The 16725-nt window shown below is 29.6% G+C and carries 18 protein-coding genes and 1 pseudogene; 7 read left to right on the top strand and 12 right to left on the bottom strand.

Features of this window, described 5'->3' with window-relative positions; translation table 11 throughout:
- Positions 1 to 132: 132 nt before the first annotated feature.
- The 4 genes and pseudogenes from KPL54_RS11305 to KPL54_RS11290 all read left to right on the top strand — a co-directional run bounded on the left by KPL54_RS11305 (position 133) and on the right by KPL54_RS11290 (position 2391).
- Positions 133 to 879: an MATE family efflux transporter gene (locus KPL54_RS11305; RefSeq protein WP_253203435.1), complete on the top strand. Its 747-nt coding sequence runs from the start codon at positions 133 to 135 to the stop codon at positions 877 to 879.
- 167 nt (positions 880 to 1046) lie between these two features.
- Positions 1047 to 1607 (top strand): nitroreductase, encoded by a 561-nt coding sequence (locus tag KPL54_RS11300; RefSeq protein WP_216106684.1) that lies wholly within the window; start codon positions 1047 to 1049, stop codon positions 1605 to 1607.
- 34 nt (positions 1608 to 1641) lie between these two features.
- Positions 1642 to 1758, top strand: a pseudogene (locus KPL54_RS26835) (carboxymuconolactone decarboxylase family protein); the annotation flags it as partial.
- A gap of 285 nt (positions 1759 to 2043) precedes the next feature.
- Positions 2044 to 2391, top strand: a complete 348-nt coding sequence (locus KPL54_RS11290) for a hypothetical protein (protein ID WP_253203434.1) — start codon at positions 2044 to 2046, stop codon at positions 2389 to 2391.
- 66 nt (positions 2392 to 2457) lie between these two features.
- Here the strand turns inward: KPL54_RS11290 and KPL54_RS11285 are convergent, their stop codons facing one another.
- Positions 2458 to 2856 (bottom strand): hypothetical protein, encoded by a 399-nt coding sequence (locus KPL54_RS11285; protein WP_216106683.1) that lies wholly within the window; start codon positions 2854 to 2856, stop codon positions 2458 to 2460.
- Between the two features lie 923 nt (positions 2857 to 3779).
- Here KPL54_RS11285 and KPL54_RS11280 point away from each other — a divergent pair.
- Positions 3780 to 3935, top strand: coding sequence for a hypothetical protein (locus tag KPL54_RS11280; protein ID WP_216106682.1), 156 nt, complete (start codon positions 3780 to 3782; stop codon positions 3933 to 3935).
- A gap of 140 nt (positions 3936 to 4075) precedes the next feature.
- On the opposite strand, the gene KPL54_RS11275 is transcribed toward KPL54_RS11280, so the two are convergent.
- The 5 genes from KPL54_RS11275 to KPL54_RS11255 all read right to left on the bottom strand — a co-directional run bounded on the left by KPL54_RS11275 (position 4076) and on the right by KPL54_RS11255 (position 9511).
- On the bottom strand, positions 4076 to 4570 hold the full coding sequence (locus KPL54_RS11275) for a hypothetical protein (RefSeq protein ID WP_216106681.1): 495 nt from the start codon (positions 4568 to 4570) through the stop codon (positions 4076 to 4078).
- A gap of 974 nt (positions 4571 to 5544) precedes the next feature.
- Positions 5545 to 6504 (bottom strand): M48 family metallopeptidase, encoded by a 960-nt coding sequence (locus KPL54_RS11270; protein ID WP_216106680.1) that lies wholly within the window; start codon positions 6502 to 6504, stop codon positions 5545 to 5547.
- A 105-nt stretch (positions 6505 to 6609) separates the two neighbouring features.
- Positions 6610 to 7965 carry a sensor histidine kinase gene (locus KPL54_RS11265; RefSeq protein WP_216106679.1) on the bottom strand — a complete coding sequence of 452 codons (1356 nt, stop codon included), beginning with the start codon at positions 7963 to 7965 and terminating at the stop codon, positions 6610 to 6612.
- A gap of 22 nt (positions 7966 to 7987) precedes the next feature.
- The gene (locus tag KPL54_RS11260) at positions 7988 to 8695 is read right to left on the bottom strand and encodes a LytR/AlgR family response regulator transcription factor (RefSeq protein ID WP_216106678.1); all 708 of its coding nucleotides are present in this window, start codon (positions 8693 to 8695) and stop codon (positions 7988 to 7990) included.
- Positions 8696 to 9121: 426 nt separating this feature from the next.
- Positions 9122 to 9511, bottom strand: coding sequence for a guanylate-binding protein (locus KPL54_RS11255; RefSeq protein WP_216106677.1), 390 nt, complete (start codon positions 9509 to 9511; stop codon positions 9122 to 9124).
- Positions 9512 to 10143: 632 nt separating this feature from the next.
- Between KPL54_RS11255 and KPL54_RS26510 the strand changes: the two genes are divergently transcribed.
- Entirely contained in the window at positions 10144 to 10275 is a 132-nt protein-coding gene (locus tag KPL54_RS26510; protein ID WP_268038288.1) for a hypothetical protein, read from the top strand.
- Between the two features lie 83 nt (positions 10276 to 10358).
- Here KPL54_RS26510 and KPL54_RS11250 read toward each other — a convergent pair whose 3' ends face one another.
- From KPL54_RS11250 to bioF, 6 genes are all read right to left on the bottom strand, one after another.
- The gene (locus tag KPL54_RS11250) at positions 10359 to 11354 is read right to left on the bottom strand and encodes an alpha/beta fold hydrolase (protein ID WP_216106676.1); all 996 of its coding nucleotides are present in this window, start codon (positions 11352 to 11354) and stop codon (positions 10359 to 10361) included.
- A gap of 246 nt (positions 11355 to 11600) precedes the next feature.
- On the bottom strand, positions 11601 to 11843 hold the full coding sequence (locus KPL54_RS11245) for a CPBP family glutamic-type intramembrane protease (protein ID WP_326493182.1): 243 nt from the start codon (positions 11841 to 11843) through the stop codon (positions 11601 to 11603).
- 167 nt (positions 11844 to 12010) lie between these two features.
- Entirely contained in the window at positions 12011 to 12622 is a 612-nt protein-coding gene (locus KPL54_RS11240; protein ID WP_216106674.1) for a hypothetical protein, read from the bottom strand.
- Positions 12623 to 13297: 675 nt separating this feature from the next.
- Complete coding sequence (gene bioC, locus KPL54_RS11235; RefSeq protein WP_216106673.1) at positions 13298 to 14119, bottom strand: malonyl-ACP O-methyltransferase BioC; 822 nt, start codon at positions 14117 to 14119, stop codon at positions 13298 to 13300.
- Positions 14120 to 14132: 13 nt separating this feature from the next.
- Positions 14133 to 14876, bottom strand: coding sequence for an alpha/beta fold hydrolase (locus KPL54_RS11230; RefSeq protein ID WP_216106672.1), 744 nt, complete (start codon positions 14874 to 14876; stop codon positions 14133 to 14135).
- Complete coding sequence (gene bioF, locus KPL54_RS11225) at positions 14873 to 16048, bottom strand: 8-amino-7-oxononanoate synthase (protein WP_216106671.1); 1176 nt, start codon at positions 16046 to 16048, stop codon at positions 14873 to 14875. Before bioF ends, KPL54_RS11230 begins: the two co-directional genes overlap by 4 nt.
- A gap of 174 nt (positions 16049 to 16222) precedes the next feature.
- On the opposite strand from bioF, the gene KPL54_RS11220 reads away from it, so the two are divergent.
- On the top strand, positions 16223 to 16651 hold the full coding sequence (locus KPL54_RS11220) for a hypothetical protein (RefSeq protein WP_216106670.1): 429 nt from the start codon (positions 16223 to 16225) through the stop codon (positions 16649 to 16651).
- The last annotated feature ends 74 nt before the right edge of the window (positions 16652 to 16725 follow it).

The following is a 16725-nucleotide window of genomic DNA, read 5'->3' as shown; positions in this document are numbered from 1 at the left end:
TTTATTATTTTATGTATCTAACCTAAAATAATAAAGGCTGTCCATCCCCCACCTGTAGAGGATGGGAGAATTCCGCCTATTAAGGTTAAATACGGAATAAAAGGAGCTGCCATTGCAACAGATATTTCCCAAATGATATGCTTTATATTTTTACTGGTATACATAGGACTTAATAGTAAAACTTTAGGAGTTAAAGTTAAACATTTAACAATTAATATAAAATTATTGAAGGAAGCAATTTCTTTAGGATTATCAACATTTATGACTCAACTGGGCTATGGAGTTCTTTCCATAGTATTAAACAACTCATTGAGAATTTATGGAGGATCTGATTTATATCTTTCAGCATTTGGTATATATAATCGTGTATTTGCATTTATTACTGTTCCTATATATGGAATTAGACAAGCGCTTCAACCAATCATTGGATTTAATTATGGTGCTAAGAAATTTCATAGGGTAAAACAAAGTTTAAAATTGGGTATTTTAACATCAGTTGCGATTTCATTAGGATTTTTAATTATAATTTTTAGTTTTACAAATAAAATTGCAGGTGCTTTTACATCTGATAATGCTTTGATATCACTAACTGTTCCTATTTTAAGAGTAATACTAATAATGAGCCCTTTGGTAGGAGTTCAAGTAATTGTTGCAAGTTTCTTTCAGTATATCGGTGAATCTAAACCAGCATTATTTTTATCAATAATGAAACCATGTTTATTTTTAATACCATTAATGCTGATTATTCCAATATTTTTTAAAGTTACTGGTATCTTTGTATCCGTTCCATTATCCGATTTTTTTACTGCAATGATATCTTTAGCTTTTATATATCGTGAGATAAATAAGATGAATGCGTTAGGGGTAGTAACAGGGTAGCTGAATGTAACATAAATGCAATTAATTTTTTTTCGTGATACAATAGTGTAAATAATTGAGTATTTCTTTTTCACCTAAAAACTTTCTATCCTATAGAATAGGATATGTGTGAAATCATTTAATAAAAGGCTACAAGTTATAAAAATAATATAGAAATGGAGATATATATGAATATTTGTGATTGTATTAATAATAGAAGAAGCATAAGAATGTTTACAGATCAGGAAGTAAAATCAGATGTAATTGATGAGTTAATAGCGCTTGGAACAAAAGCTGCTACCGGTTCCGGAAATGAATCTTGGGGTTTTGTAGTTATTACTGATAAAAATGAAATGAAGAAAATATCAGATGAAACAAAAAAATATTTGTTAAAAAATTTTGAAAAACACCCATATTTTAAACAATATGAGAGCTGGCTTAATAATGAAAAGTTTAATACCTTCTATAATGCACCATGTTTAATACTTATATATGGTGATACTGACTCGCACTGGAATGTCTATGACTGCACTTTAGCAGCTGGTAATATTATGAATGCTGCTATGGAATATGAATTAGGTACCTGTTGGATTGGATTTGCTGAGCATGTCTGTGGTACAGAAGAATTTAAGTTAAAATACAAAATACCTGCTAACTACAATTTAGTGAGTTCCTTAATAGTCGGTTATCCAAAGGTACAATTGCCTTCTCCAAGTAGAAAACCAGCTAAGATTTTCTTTAAGCGATAAATAGTAAACTTTGAAATAAGTACTTATAGGTTGTTTAACAATGGAAGAATTAGTAGAAGCATTGGTAATAGTAACTATTGTTAAAGGTATCAATCCTTTATGTAAAACAGGTGTTGAAGCAATAAAAGCAGCAGAAAAAAGATTTCAATAAATAAACTTGATAAAAGAGAATTAATCATAATCATATATATTTACACATGTAAACCCATATCACTAGATATGGGCTTACTTTATTATTAAGCGCATATTAATATTTTGAAAGTAACACAATACCAATTGAGTTACTTTCACTTTGAGGCTATTATCCATTTTAAAACAATTGTAAATATACTAAATTTATGGTAATTATGATATAATTAAATATATATTGTTAGTCGTGTTTGTAATTTATTACGTCTTATATAATAAATTAATAATTAATCGTATTGGAGGTACAATGGGAAAAGTGAGAGGTAGATGGAGTGAAAAACAAACAGATGAAAAAGTGCTGTCTGTACTTAGCAATGGTAGCTGGCGTAAAAAACAATGGAGTAAAAAACAGACAGATGAAAAAGTGCTTTCTGTACTTAGCAATGTTTGTTCTATAAGTATAATAATATTTGTATGTACGCAGATTTTAGGTGTTTGGAAAATTGAAACAGATGTATTTGTTCCATTGTTGGGTGTGTCAATGTTAATTCAAGCCATTCAGTATCGGAAGAAAAATAAAGAGGTTGCTAAAGGTCATTTATTGGTTGCGATACTTGCTTTGGTGTATTCAATTTTTGAATTTATAATAAAATAAAATCAAATTTGTTATCTTTCTTTACTATTTAATTGAATTTTATTTGCAAATATAAAAACCTTGCAACTATTTTTCTTGCTTAAAGTGAATATATCTTATTGAAATAACTACCACGGTAATGATTGTCCATGGAATAATCACATTGATATTGGTAAAGGGATTTTGCTGTGCATTTATACCTTCTATAAAAGCAAAAACTACAAACATCAAGTCTAACCAATTAATAAATAAGATTATATTAGTTAATTTTTTAATACTTTTTTTACCATTTGTAACATGATTTTTATAAACTGAACGACAAAGAAATATTAGTTGTGCAGAAGCTAAAGTGAGGACTAGTACTAAAGAACTAAAATCATTATTACCTGCATAGTTCTTAATAACAAAGTCTATAATTAATAAAATATTGAATACAATTGTAATTAAGGATAATCTGAAAATTAAGGGGACTGTTTTTTTTATCATATACACACACTCCTAATAAACAATGTTATATTTTTATAGTTTTATTACATTATGCAAGACCAATTACATGTTATATAGTATAAAGCTTTATATTTTAATACACAAAGCTAATTTAAGCACTTCTGTAGATATTTAATATCTTCGTCAGTTGTGCTTTTAATGATTTCAGAGCTAGGAGCACAATAACAATAGAAATTGATTTAGATTTTGTTTTAATTAAAAAAATTACTAACTCTTGAAAGTTAGCAATTTTTTTACGAAAACATTTGGTTATATGTATTGTTAATCACTAAATTAAATTTTCATAATGAGTATTGTTATACTTCCAAATTGTTGGTGTAAGGTTACATGACCAATCTACAATTGCTTTTCCAATATATTTTCCAACACATCTACCATATATTTTTTTAAGTTTGTTTATTTTTACATAAAATTAATAAATACCCACGGAGTTTTGTGTGCGGCTTTAGTAAAAGCCCCTCCGCCGGCCATTACAGCCCCAATTAATGCAAATGCGCCACCATTAATGCACACTAACTAAATTTTGTTAGAGGTTTTTGTTAGAGGGTATTCCTACATAAATATGAATTTCACCATTGTCAATTTCACTTATATATTTTGCATCATATATCGATAAATTGTAGGGTTAATTTTTATTGAACTTATATCTTTTAATTTTTGTTATAATTGATTTCATATTACAATAATATAAAATGCTTACTTTGTTTTCAAATTAATCATATCATATTTTGCTATAATTTGCTATAATTAGTTGTAAATTGTTTTAAATTGCTTTAAATTAAATCTTAAAGATTAATTTTTATAGTTAAAACGCATCCTCATTATATGGTGTTTAATAATATAATATTTTTAGTTTATAAGTCGCAACTGTAGAATGTTATATTACATTGGAGGTGTAATACTTGTCGAAGAAAAAAAAGCATATCTCTAATACTAAATTTTCATGCATTGGATTGATTTTGGGGCTTATGATAGGTGCTTCGCTTGAAAATGTTTTTATATGGACGTTTAGTGGTATGATAATAGGCTCCCTAATTGATATATTCAAAAGTAAATAATGATATTATACATATTTCCTCCATACCTACGATACCTTTTGCACAAAGTTGAAGTACCATAAATATATTAAATGAACCGTAAATAATACCTATTATAGTTGCTAATATGATAGTACCTATGGTTAAATGCGGCAGATTCACTAATTTGCTTCTCCACTTTCTACTGTAGTTAAACCACTTGCACCATCCCATTTATACCATGTTAATATTTTAGAACACGTTGCATTGCTAGAATCTGGATCATTAGGATCCCTTTTTAAAGAAGAGAGTTCTAGTAACCCATCTCCATCAATATCTTTAATTTTAGAAGGATAGATTGAATATATATCATCTATTGCTGGAGTAAGTTCTCCATCTTTAATTATATAAAGAGACTGCGATCCGCTGTGCATACCCATAATGCCTGATACAAAGACTCCATTTATGTCATCTTTAGCTTTTGAAATATTTATACTCATACAATGTTCTGCAATAGTTTGCACTGTACTAAAAAGACTATATTCTCCATTAGTATATTTAAATAACTGGATGTTACTAGGTATATATTCCTCAGAAGAATAATTTCTTTCAAATACCGCCAGTAGAATTACTAATCCACGTTCCCTTACTTGTTTGGATATAAATATCACCTTCACTATTTACTAGAGCCTCACTTGTATCACTTGCATTTTTAGAATCATTAGCATATTGTAATTCATAAACCGATCATCCTCTGCTACTTTTCCTACTTCGCGTATTATTGGACATGGCGATAGTAGTGCCGTTACCAGGTCAGATATATCTGATGTATTAAACAACTCAAATCTAATAATTCTTTGGAGACCCGAACAACTCACACATTGAGTTCATAACATAGCTAGTAGTGGTGCAATTTTAGATTCAGATACTGTTAATTTCTATTTAGCACAAATTAGCATAGATAAATTATCATGGATTACAGAATATATGGGTCAATTAAGAGCTAAGGGAACTGCAATACTCAAAAAAAAGAACATAACTTCAGATGAAGCTATGTTGATGAATACCTTAATATTTTAAATGACTAAAATATCAGATGACTTAAAGCAGCAGGAATTGCTAGTTCTTTATATGAAGATTCAAAAAAGGTAGCCCAGTCAGCTACAAATGAGTTAGGTTCTATAAATGAAATTGCATCTACGAGTAATGCCTTGAATGATGTTACCACTAAATTACAAGAAACAATAGAGGTATTTAAATTATAAATATAAGTCGGATATCTTTAATTAGAGATTAATCATGGATTTGGCCTCTTAAGGAAGTACATAAGGCAGAAGATTTAATATAATCTTCTGCCTTAAATTGTTTATTCCTTTTGCTTTTTCAGTTTATTGCGTCCTGTCTCCCATATTTCCAAGCTCCAAAAAAAAGGGATTGCAAAATCCAAGAAAGTTCTAAACTGGAAATTAATCTTTGTAAAAAAGAAAGAATATACAGCAGATAAGATAATAATTATTGGTATGATGGCACCCCACACCCAATTTTTAAGCTTGCTCAATATAAATTGAGCAACCATGAGTAAAGACATAATTGCAAAAGCAATAATTATGATAACAACTAGTGACATACTATTTTCTTCCTTTCTTCGTAACTAATATAACTTCCCGCTTCCGTCCTTCATTGCAAGCGCCAGCACTCTTTTTGATGTAATCGGATGATCAGCTACCAAATTATAGCTCCATACGAAAACTCCTTTTACCATTTTTGCATTCTCTATATAATCTTCTATATCCACCTGCTTGTAGAGATGAATGCCAGCAGTTAGCACCATCATCGCTTCAATTCCATCACTACCTGATAGTTTCTGTCCAATTCTATCACAGCTGTACTCTCTTGTTCTGGATGCAGTGCTACTAAGGATAGGAATCATATTAGAGAATAACATAGCTAGTGCATAATGGAGCGTTGCATGTCCAAGTCGTATATGCGCCATCTCATGTCCTATTAAAAATCTTAAGGTTTCCATATCATGGTGCTCACGATAAGCTACTTCAATCAAATCAGCATACAATTCAATATATTGTCTGAATGGTATAAAAGCTGCAAATGCATTTAATATACCATTTCCCTGAATCAGATAAACCTTTGGAACCTTTTTCAATCCAAGACGGGCTGCATACTCATCCACAATTGCATATATTTCGGGGAAATTTTTCTCAGTAATTTTGACAGACATACTTCTATACTGTGCATACATATAACTGACTATAAAAGGAAGTGCAATAATCATAAAAATAATAAATCCCAAATACATAATAGAATCTGGAAACTTCTCCAATGTTGCAGAAAAAGTATCCATTGCAACTTCTGTTTTTTTAGCAGGAGCATCTGTCTCTACTTTTTGCATTATCTCGTGATTCGCAGCAATAAATTCCTTTTGCAGCCGTTGAAAATATGCTCCATTCGCTTTTGCAGTACTAATAACATATACAATAATTCCAACAATAATCAGAAGATTCAAGACAACCATTCTTCTATACCACCGTTTCTCTGCCTTATGTCTACAACTTTTCAACTCGACCTTATCCATTACCTCGTAATTTATATCCATTTTTCCACTCCTTAATAGCTTATATATTGATTATAACAAATTTGTAAAACCTATGTGAAATACTGTTGCGGTATGTATTCATTATGTTGTGAAATGCAATTTTTTCTAAATTATCACCATAACGTCAAGACAAAAAACCTTAGAATTATTATCCCAGTCAATAATACTACAGTTAATCTCTCCCTTATATTTTTCAGCTGTCATCCTTATATTTTCTAATCCAAATCCATGATTTTCCATATCATTCTTTGTCGTAACAGGGTTTATAACATTTTTCACCTCTCTTGTGGGATCTACAGGATTTATGAATGATATAAGAAGCATTTTGTTTTCTCTACGGACTGAAATCTCAATAAATGGGGTTTTAATTTCAGACTCTTTGAGCGATTCCAAACAATTATCCAGTGCATTTGCAAATATGGTACATATATCAAGTGGGGTAATTGATTCGATTCCAGCTAAACTTCCTTCCGTACGTATCGAAATTCCATTCGCTTTAGCCCTCATATTCTTTTCATTGATGATGGCATTCGCTACATCATTTCCAATATACAACGCCTTATCAATATTCATCACCTGATCATTTAATTTTTCAATATATGCGCCCATTTCACCGTATTCTTTCTCCTCATATAATTCTCTAATACACAGCAGATGATTTTTCATATCGTGACCAATCCTTCTAGTCTCACGTTGTGTTTCCTGATAAGCATGAAAATGTTCCAGTTGCGCACTTAGGTAATATTCATTCACCTTAGACAAAGCAATATAATAATGGGCGCAATTACTTTTTAATACCATCATAATCACCAATCCTCCTACCATTACCAAAAATAATGCACTACCAGCAGTCACATATCGCTCATATGCCACCATATTATTAATATCCTCTATGGCTGCAACGAAAGTACAGATAAAAAGCATAATCATGCCATTTACATTTAGTAGCGTTCTGTCCCATTTGTTTAACTTCACTTCATCTGCTGATTCTACATCCGTCGCCGACATGATTTTCCATCTATAGTGGCTATGCGCCAATAAAATTATGCAAGGTATTGCAAAAGCATACGATATAACATCAAAAATCTTTTGGTCATAAAAACTTTTAAAGGAAACGCCCATAACTGCAACAATAATAAATGCTGGAACCAAGTACAATGCTATTGACATTCCGAATACAGGTAACACCAAAAACATCCCTCGTATTCTTTTGCTTTTCCTAGTGATGCATACCATAATAGAAAAGGGACCAAAGATCATTAACAGCAGACTCACTTCAGCCAGTTCTCCTGAGCAAAATGAGAACGCACATTCCATTATAAAGCAGATTGCAAAATAACCCACTGCATGTATTGTTTTTTGAAAACAGGGTTCCATATAAATATATTTTGCAATGCATATCATGGTAGAAATTATCATGCAATATGAAATTATATTATATATTTTTTCAAATAGATCCATACTTATTCTCATATCCTTTTTGTTATTTTCCACATATTCTTACATATGTCATCATTGCCGTGTGAAACTCGGATACCTTATTTCTACTTAGTGCAATCCGTTCACCAGTTTCCATAGTAATTGCTTTTTTATCATAATCAGCAACACAACTTAAATTTATCACATAGCTCCTGTGTGGCGAGAAAAATACAGGGCCCTCAATTTCATTTCCCAATGCATTCAATGTCTTTCTGATGACATAGCTGTCTTGTTTCGTTCGAATCAGAACATTTATATTCTGTGCCTTTAAAAAGACAATGTCCTGATAACGCAGTAAAATTTCTCTATCTCCTTTTGAAATCAGTAATTTTTTGTTTCTGTCCAATTCCGTTTGAATATCGGTCAACGTCCGAAGCAGTTTTACCTCTTGAATTGGCTTTGGCAGAAATCGAAATGCATCTACTTCATATCCATCCACAGCAAATTCCACATGACTAGTCAGAAAAATAATCAATACTTGTCTGTTGCATTTTCTAATCTGTCTGGCCGTGCTTACGCCATCTATCCCACCCATTTCAATATCGAGAAAAATCAGGTCATAATGGTCTGGATGTACTATAAACCGTTTTAAAAATTCCTCACCAGATTGAAATGTTTCGATTAATACATCTAGACTATGATAATACTTTTCCAGATAACTAGATATTTGGTTTGTAAACACCGACTCATCGTCACATACAGCTATTTTCATTTTATCTCCCTCAAAATATCATTCTATGTATTGTTCTATTCTTTTTCCATCATCGTCTTTCCTTTTATCATATGCAAACTGATTAAGTAAATCACAAGGAAAATTAAAAATTTCAAATAAAGCTTTTCCGTTTTAACATACACTTACTTTTATACACATTATATCCTATTTAACTTGTTAAAGGGATTACTTACAGTGACAAAGATAAAAAAATGTAATTGGTACGAAGATATATTATGGTACAATAAATTCACTTCTAAATAAATTACTATACTCTACTTAATTCAAAATTAAATATGTAAATATATTAGAAGGAAGTTCACAAGTGAACTTCCTTCTATCAGTTTCATAATAACAACCCTCAGCAATGATGGGAGTTTTAATTCATTGGATCAAGAATGATATGCAACCTCCGAGGTCTCTATTTTATTCTACTTCTTTTCTATACTCATTGGCGAACTTAATATCTTCTACACCGTGTTCCCTACTTAAAAGTGTTAATATTTCATGTTCTAGGCCAAACTGCTTCTTTGCATCTTCTCTTGATTCTTCATCTTTCCCATAGATAGAATCTAAAACAAGAAGTGACATATTAAGACGCTTACTAAACTCATAAAACCAGTAATCCATTAAATCAAATTTGAGAGCATTAAACTTGTCAATTAAATGTTTATATACCGATTCATCTTTACACATTCCCTTTAATATAAGTAAATGCTCTGATTTTATATCAACTATCATTTGTTCGGCTAATAAGTAGTTTTTTTCAAAATTCTTATTTCTCTTTTTTAGTCTTGCTAGTTCAAATGTATTCATATATATCATTCCTCTCTAAAACAATATTCAGTATCCCACTTGTAGCGACTTCAAGTTCACTTAATGCATATCTTACTCGCTTAACAAATTCTAAAATATAGACTCTTAAGCTCTGAGACTACAATCTCAATTGCATCATTTTCTGTAGAACACCATAATTTTTGTATCACTATAATTACCACCTTAAATATCAAACTGATTTATAAATGGAATTTATTTGTATTATATCATATTTAAGTATTTATTTAATCGTAAATATTAAATTTAATCACACACAAAAAACATCTATTCGGAAAAGAATTAACAGATGCTACTAAATCTGATATATTAGGATCATTTATATTAGGATCATTTATAAATATATATCAATATGTTGCTAATGCAGAAAATTTATCTACTGATAATATAGCTATGGTTGCTTCTCATGATTGGGATTTATTTGGAGCACATACTTCTATACTATGCTACTAGTATTATCATCTTTATATGAACATTGTTGCAACTGTAATGAATATTTACGGTATTTTACTTATTTGTACATCTAGCATATAGCCACAAAGTGAATGTAACTCAATTACCATTTGTGTTACATTAACTTTGAGTTTTATCATTAATAGGAGTTTGCAACGGTAATGATGATATTATATCTTACAACAAAATTAGGCATGGCAAACCATGTTACTAATACTGCTGAATTACTTTTGAAAAGAAAACCTAGAACGATAGGAGACTTTATTAAAGATTATCTCAATGTTTGGAAATAAGAAAGATATTTTAGAATAAAGGGCATTCAACATAATATTAATTATCTTTAATGCCTTTTTTCTACCAAACTAGTTTGTGAACGCTACTTCTGATTTTTTATTAATTTTTTTATTTCATTATTAATAACATTAGGATAAGTATGATGTATGGCATGGTTTGAACCCTTAACAACCATTTGCATACTATTTGTAGACCATTTTTTTAACGCTTCTTGACTATTTTCCCATTCGGTTTCTTTACTGTTAATTCCAGAAGTAAATACTCTAAGTGGTAGATTCCCTAAATGACCATTTGCTAAAACAGTTTTTGCACCAGCACTTGACATACTACCCTCATCAATAATATTTTTATTGTACATAGTTTTTAGAGCCATTCCTAAATATAATTGTTTAAAGTTATTAGGCAGAAAATTAAGACCTTTTGAAAGATAATTTGTATGGTAAATAGATAACCTTGCTATGCCTGTTAACTTTAATAACTTATACTTAGATACTAAACTGCTTGGAAATACCAAATTGTTTTTGTCATAGTACTCAGGAGCACCACCATCTATGAGCACTAACCCAGACACTTCATTTTTATAAATTTGTGCAAATCTTATTAGTTGTAATGATGCAAATGAATGACCAACTAATATATATGGAGCTTTTTGTCCTGATTCTATTAGTGCAATGTGCATTTCCTGTACCATAGAATCTGTATCTCTTGGAACATCTGTCACATCACTCCAACCATGTCCTGGTCTGTCATAAACAACTATTTTAGTATATTTTGAAATTTCATTATAGAGAGGGTACATATCTGCAATTGCACTTGGAGTAGACAATCCAGATGAGAAAACTACAGTAACCTTTCCATTACCTTTACTGTAAACATTTATTTTATGATTATTTACAGTAATCATTTTTCCTACTGGAGAATACTTTTTAGCATCATTGTATTCACCAATCTTTTCGTATAAAAAACCAATTAATAAAATAACAATTATACTAATTAATGCTCTAAATACACATTTTCTAAATCGTTTTATGCCTTTTAGTTTGATCTTGTTTGTATTTTTTTTTGTTTCTAAACTCATTTGTAAATCCCCCCGTTATCATCAAATTTGTATTGTACATTTATACCAACAATAAACAAAATACTTGTTTATTGTACTATTTTTATGCCATTTTAGGTTTCTAATTGAGATTATGCACTACTTTCATTCATGATTTACATCTTTATCCACGCTCTCCAATCTATACTATCACCCTAATTATTGAGTACATCCTTTAAAAAAAATATTATCCATTATATTTCAATTAGTGCAAGAATGTTGATATTTCTAAATGGAATTAAGTATTGCTGCAAGAGTATTAGTACAGCCATGAAGCAACCAACTTGACAAAATAGAACCATCTGATTGTTTTTCATCAAACCAACCCATAAACCACCCTACTGTGCCAGTAATCGCGATAATAATTATTGTACCTAAAACACCTGCTAATGATATAAAAAATATCCCATGCATTAATCCAAAAATTAATGACTGTATAATATTCCCGATTTTAAATCCATATTTATCAATGAGCCTTTTTGAAAGAAATCATCTAAAAAAAAGTTCTTCTGAAAACCCCGTTTGTAGAAATGCATAAATATCCCTAATGGTAACAATGCAATGGCACTACCTTTTTTTCATCCATTATTTTAAATACCCCCTCTTATATAAGTTTCACTACAATTGATATTAGCATTTTATAAACATCGAGACTGAGATCCGCCATGTGCACCCACAATACCTGAAACATATATACCATTTATATCATCTTTAGCTTTTGAAATATTTATACTCATACAATATTCTGCAGTAGTTTGCACTGTACTAAAAAGACTATATTCTCCATCAGTATATTTAAATAATTGGATGTTACTCGGTATATACTCCTCAGAAGAAGAATTTCTCTCAAATACCGCCACTTCAAGAACTCCATCATTGTCTATATCACCCACACTATGATAATTAGATGGATCATTATCATATATATTTGTTTTGTTAACAAGTTCTGAATCTGCATATTTACTTAGAGCATTAATATACCCCGTATTATTCACAATATTTATACCATACTTAACACATGTAGCATAAGCCTCTGAAGCTTCCTTATATTTATTATCAGCAATCAATGTAGCTGCTTTATCACTTTCAACCTTAAGGTATGATTTCTTAAAAGTATCATCATTTAATATACCTTTAGCTAAAAGTAATGCATTTTCCGCTTTAACATTGTTTATTCTTGACTCACTTTGTATTAAATCTATAAATGCTGTAGAACTTTCATCATTTACTTTATACTTTATTGAGCCCATTAACAGTGCTGCCTTATCTTCAAAATCTGTACTCTCAATAGCTTTACCATTAAAGTTTGTTATTGTAATATTATTATGTTAAATATTTGAAATTTATATTAATATTCTATATAATTGAATAAGGACATACTTATAGTAAAAGTTGAAGCAAAATTTAGTTAAAAGCAATTACTATTATTAAATACTTATAATATTAGAAACTAAGAGGGAGTGGTATTATTACGAATAATATATTTATACTGTTCATGGTTATAGTAGGATTGTGCATTATTCTGTATGGACTAACGAGAACAGAAACAAATTTTGATATGCTTAGATATGCTTTAACTACAAATACAAAAATTGATAATAAAAAGGGTTTTGTAAAATCTTATAAAATTAGCTCTTTAATAATAGGGCTTTTATTATTAACGTTAAGTTTTTTATCGTATGCTGAGATATTTTCTTTTAATTATACGTCTTTATGTTTTTTCTCAATAATTTTATTAAAATCCATAATGAGAATGTTTATTCAATTTAAATATACTAAAAAATCTACAACGTAAGGGATGTTTAAAATATTAATATATTCTTTTAGATTTTGATGAATTTAGCAAAGGGTCAATATCAGAGAAAAAAACTAGATGCAATTGCCGATAGAATATCTATATGCACTGTAAATTTTCTAGAACCCTTCTATTTTATTATTCTAAGGAATAAGCAATGATAAGTAGCTTTTACTTTATTATTTTCAGAAAAATTTTCATTATAATACTTGATTACTTTTTTAATAAAAGTTAGAGAAGTACATTTATTGTTTTTATTACTATTATTAGCACCAGTTTTTTTTATTGAGGTGAAAAAATCATTACAGTTATTGAAATATTCATATTCAAATTTTTCTTTACCTTCTACTAAAACATCATCAATATTCTGATTTTTTGTAGCATCTTTGCATAATGTAGATAATTCATTAAGACTATAAAAAGACTGTCCTGAATATATTGATTCCTTTATGGACAGTTCTTCCTTTACTTTTTTAAAACATTCATTTAATTCACAAAAAGTATGTTCTCCAAATGTAGAAAAGCAAAGGATACCGTTTGGATTCAATAGAGTATATAATTTTTCTATTGTTGCATGTATATAATTAAACCATTGAAAGGTGGCATTAGAAATAATAATATCGTAAGTATTATTAAAATTCATTTCTTCCAAATCACCACAAATAAAGTCAACAGAATCATTTTTAATTTTTGACTTTATTTCAGTAATCATTCCTGGCGCAATATCAACAGCGGTTATATGCGAATGCGGAAAAAGATCAATTAAGGTAGATGTTAAGTAACCCGTTCCACAACCAATCTCTAAAATGTTTTTAACTTCAGTGTTATTTTTATTGTTTTGCATCATAAATTTCACTAAAAAATTTTTCATGTCCTTTTGCACGTGGGCATATTCATCATAATTTGATGCATTTTTACTAAAATGAAGTTTTAACTGTTTTTTATCAATCATAAATTCTCTCCCTTTATCGGTCTTTTTTTATAAATTTTGATATGAAATTATAACAATCATGAGGATTTGTGAAAAATGGGATATGACCTCCACTCTTTATAACTTCTATGTTAGAATGTGTTAATATATTTTTAATATATAAAGTAGCCTCTATTGGACATATTTTATCTTCCTCACCATGAATCATTAATAAAGGAATATTTACATCTACTAATTTATTTCTTAAATCTTTTTGAATTAAATAATCAAGCTCCAATGCCAAGGAATCTACTGACTGAATTTTAATGTTATCTTCCATTATCTTTAAAAATTCCGTGTTATATCCCTTTTCCTTTTCTCCATCTGAAAACAACGACTCATAAAAATTAAAGAGTGTTGCTTTCGTATTTTTATATAGCTGAGATTTCATTCTTTCTACAATTCTTTTATTCCACCCTAAATTGTACCCCTCTTCTTTATGTTGAATAAAAGAGCTTGTACCTCCAATCAAAATTAAGTTATTAATATTCCACAAATTATCTAAAACAATTTCCTCCGCTACTAATGATCCGAGTGACCATCCAAGTAATGAAAAAGATGAAAGTTGTTTTTCTTCTATAATATTTATTATCTTTTGTTTAAACCCATCTAATAAATTAATGTCATCCCATTCAATAAAAATCAATTCAAAATCCTTTGATAAAAATCCACTAATTCTTTTCCAAACACAACTGTTCATTCCAAAGCCAGGTAGCATAATTAAATAGGGCTTATTCATAATAAGCCCCCAATAATCTTTAATTCTTTTCCTATTTCTTTAATTTTAACCAATGCTTCTTCTAAATCTTCTTTTGAATGTGTTGCCATTAAAGAAATTCTTAAACGACTTGTTCCTCGTGGTACAGAAGGTGGTCGAATGGCTGGTACATATACGCCTTGTGATAATAATTTTTTGCTGAATTCAACAGCCTTGTCTACTTCTCCAATTAATATGGGAATGATTGGGGTTTTTGTTTCCATTACATTAAATCCTGCTACTTTAAGTTGGTTTTGAAACCAGTTTGAGGTTTTTAATAGTTTAACTCTTCTTTCCTCATCCTTTTCAATAATTTCTAGTGCCTTTATAGAAACTGCGATTGTACTAGGGGATAAAGCTGTAGAATAAATAAAGCTCCTTGCAGAGTTTATTAAATAATTAATTAAATCATTTTTACCGGCTACATATCCGCCTTCTGAAGCAACAGCTTTACTTAACGTTCCCATAATGATATCAATTTCATTATCTAAACCAAAATATGATGCTGTACCTGATCCATTTTTACCTAAGATCCCGGTAGCATGTGCATCATCTACCATTGTCATCATGTTAAATTTCTTTGCAATTTTCACAATGTCTGGCAATGGTGCAATATCACCATCCATGCTAAATACACCATCTGTTACAATTAAATTGTTACTTCCTTTATACTTATTTATTTTGTTTAATAAATCATTCATATCACAATGCTTGTACCTTATAAGTTTTGCACCACTTAACCGATAGCCATCAATAATACTGGCATGATTTAATTTATCGGAAAAAATTACCCAGCTAGCATCGCACAAGGCTGAAATAATACCCACATTAGCCATATATCCAGTATTAAAAACTAAACTTGCTTCAGTCCCTTTAAATGATGCAATCTTTTCCTCTAATTGTTTATGTAGGTCATAACTTCCTGTGGTTAATCTAGAACCACCTGACCCAACACCATATTTGTTGATTGCATCAATAGCAGCTTTTTTTAACCTAAAATCATCACAAAGACCTAAATAGTTATTTGATCCTAAAAGTATAAAATCTTTTCCTTCAATTTTAACCCTAGGTAATTGCGCTGTATCAATGTATCTAAGTTCTCTATATAATCCTTTATCCTTAATTTTTATAAGTTTATCTGTTATATAATTCATTAATTAGTCCCCCTATAATCAAAATATATAACAAAAGCGAAACTTTGTCAACCTTGTTAGCATGTTCGGTTTACAATTCACCTAATTACCCACTTTATATCAAAATAAAAAATAAAAACCTTTATTATGGATAGATATTCTTTTTATGCAAATAATACTAATGAGGTGATATTAATGAATAGTAACATTGAGTTTTTAGACTATATTTATCAAAATGCTGAAATGGGCAAAAGTACAATTAGTGAATTAATTGATATTGTTAAAGATGAACCATACAGAAAAAATTTGGAGTCACAACTGAAAGAGTACACTGAAATATTTGATATAACAAATAATAAAATTAAAGATACACAAGAGTCATCTAAAGGCATAGGAACTCTTACTAAAATAACTTCATATATAATGATTAATATTAAGACACTAACAAATAAAACCCCATCTCATATATCTGAAATGCTAATTCAAGGTAGTACCATGGGGATTATTGATATTACAAAAAGACTTAAACAATATAAAGATGCCACTCAAGATATAAAAGATATAGCGAATAGGTTGTTAAAGTTCGAGCAACAAAATGTTGAAGAAATGAAAAAGTTTTTATAGTCAATTACAAATTATAATAAACAGACACCTTTTATGCAGTTTAAATAGTAGTTTATCGCATAAGAAAAAAGCTA

It is taken from the genome of Clostridium estertheticum, assembly GCF_018861295.1.
GTDB lineage: Bacteria > Bacillota > Clostridia > Clostridiales > Clostridiaceae > Clostridium_AD > Clostridium_AD estertheticum_D.
The sequence above is the reverse complement of the archived record's forward strand: the minus strand, read 5'-3'. Positions and strand labels throughout refer to the sequence as shown.

Coding starts and splice junctions, on each gene's coding strand:
- KPL54_RS11305 (WP_253203435.1), top strand. CDS start 133: ATGATATGCTTTATATTTTTACTGGTATACATAGGACTTAATAGTAAA.
- KPL54_RS11300 (WP_216106684.1), top strand. CDS start 1,047: ATGAATATTTGTGATTGTATTAATAATAGAAGAAGCATAAGAATGTTT.
- KPL54_RS11290 (WP_253203434.1), top strand. CDS start 2,044: ATGGGAAAAGTGAGAGGTAGATGGAGTGAAAAACAAACAGATGAAAAA.
- KPL54_RS11285 (WP_216106683.1), bottom strand. CDS start 2,856: ATGATAAAAAAAACAGTCCCCTTAATTTTCAGATTATCCTTAATTACA.
- KPL54_RS11270 (WP_216106680.1), bottom strand. CDS start 6,504: ATGGATATAAATTACGAGGTAATGGATAAGGTCGAGTTGAAAAGTTGT.
- KPL54_RS11265 (WP_216106679.1), bottom strand. CDS start 7,965: ATGGATCTATTTGAAAAAATATATAATATAATTTCATATTGCATGATA.
- KPL54_RS11260 (WP_216106678.1), bottom strand. CDS start 8,695: ATGAAAATAGCTGTATGTGACGATGAGTCGGTGTTTACAAACCAAATA.
- KPL54_RS11255 (WP_216106677.1), bottom strand. CDS start 9,511: ATGAATACATTTGAACTAGCAAGACTAAAAAAGAGAAATAAGAATTTT.
- KPL54_RS26510 (WP_268038288.1), top strand. CDS start 10,144: ATGATGATATTATATCTTACAACAAAATTAGGCATGGCAAACCATGTT.
- KPL54_RS11250 (WP_216106676.1), bottom strand. CDS start 11,354: ATGAGTTTAGAAACAAAAAAAAATACAAACAAGATCAAACTAAAAGGC.
- KPL54_RS11240 (WP_216106674.1), bottom strand. CDS start 12,622: ATGGGCTCAATAAAGTATAAAGTAAATGATGAAAGTTCTACAGCATTT.
- bioC (WP_216106673.1), bottom strand. CDS start 14,119: ATGATTGATAAAAAACAGTTAAAACTTCATTTTAGTAAAAATGCATCA.
- KPL54_RS11230 (WP_216106672.1), bottom strand. CDS start 14,876: ATGAATAAGCCCTATTTAATTATGCTACCTGGCTTTGGAATGAACAGT.
- bioF (WP_216106671.1), bottom strand. CDS start 16,048: ATGAATTATATAACAGATAAACTTATAAAAATTAAGGATAAAGGATTA.
- KPL54_RS11220 (WP_216106670.1), top strand. CDS start 16,223: ATGAATAGTAACATTGAGTTTTTAGACTATATTTATCAAAATGCTGAA.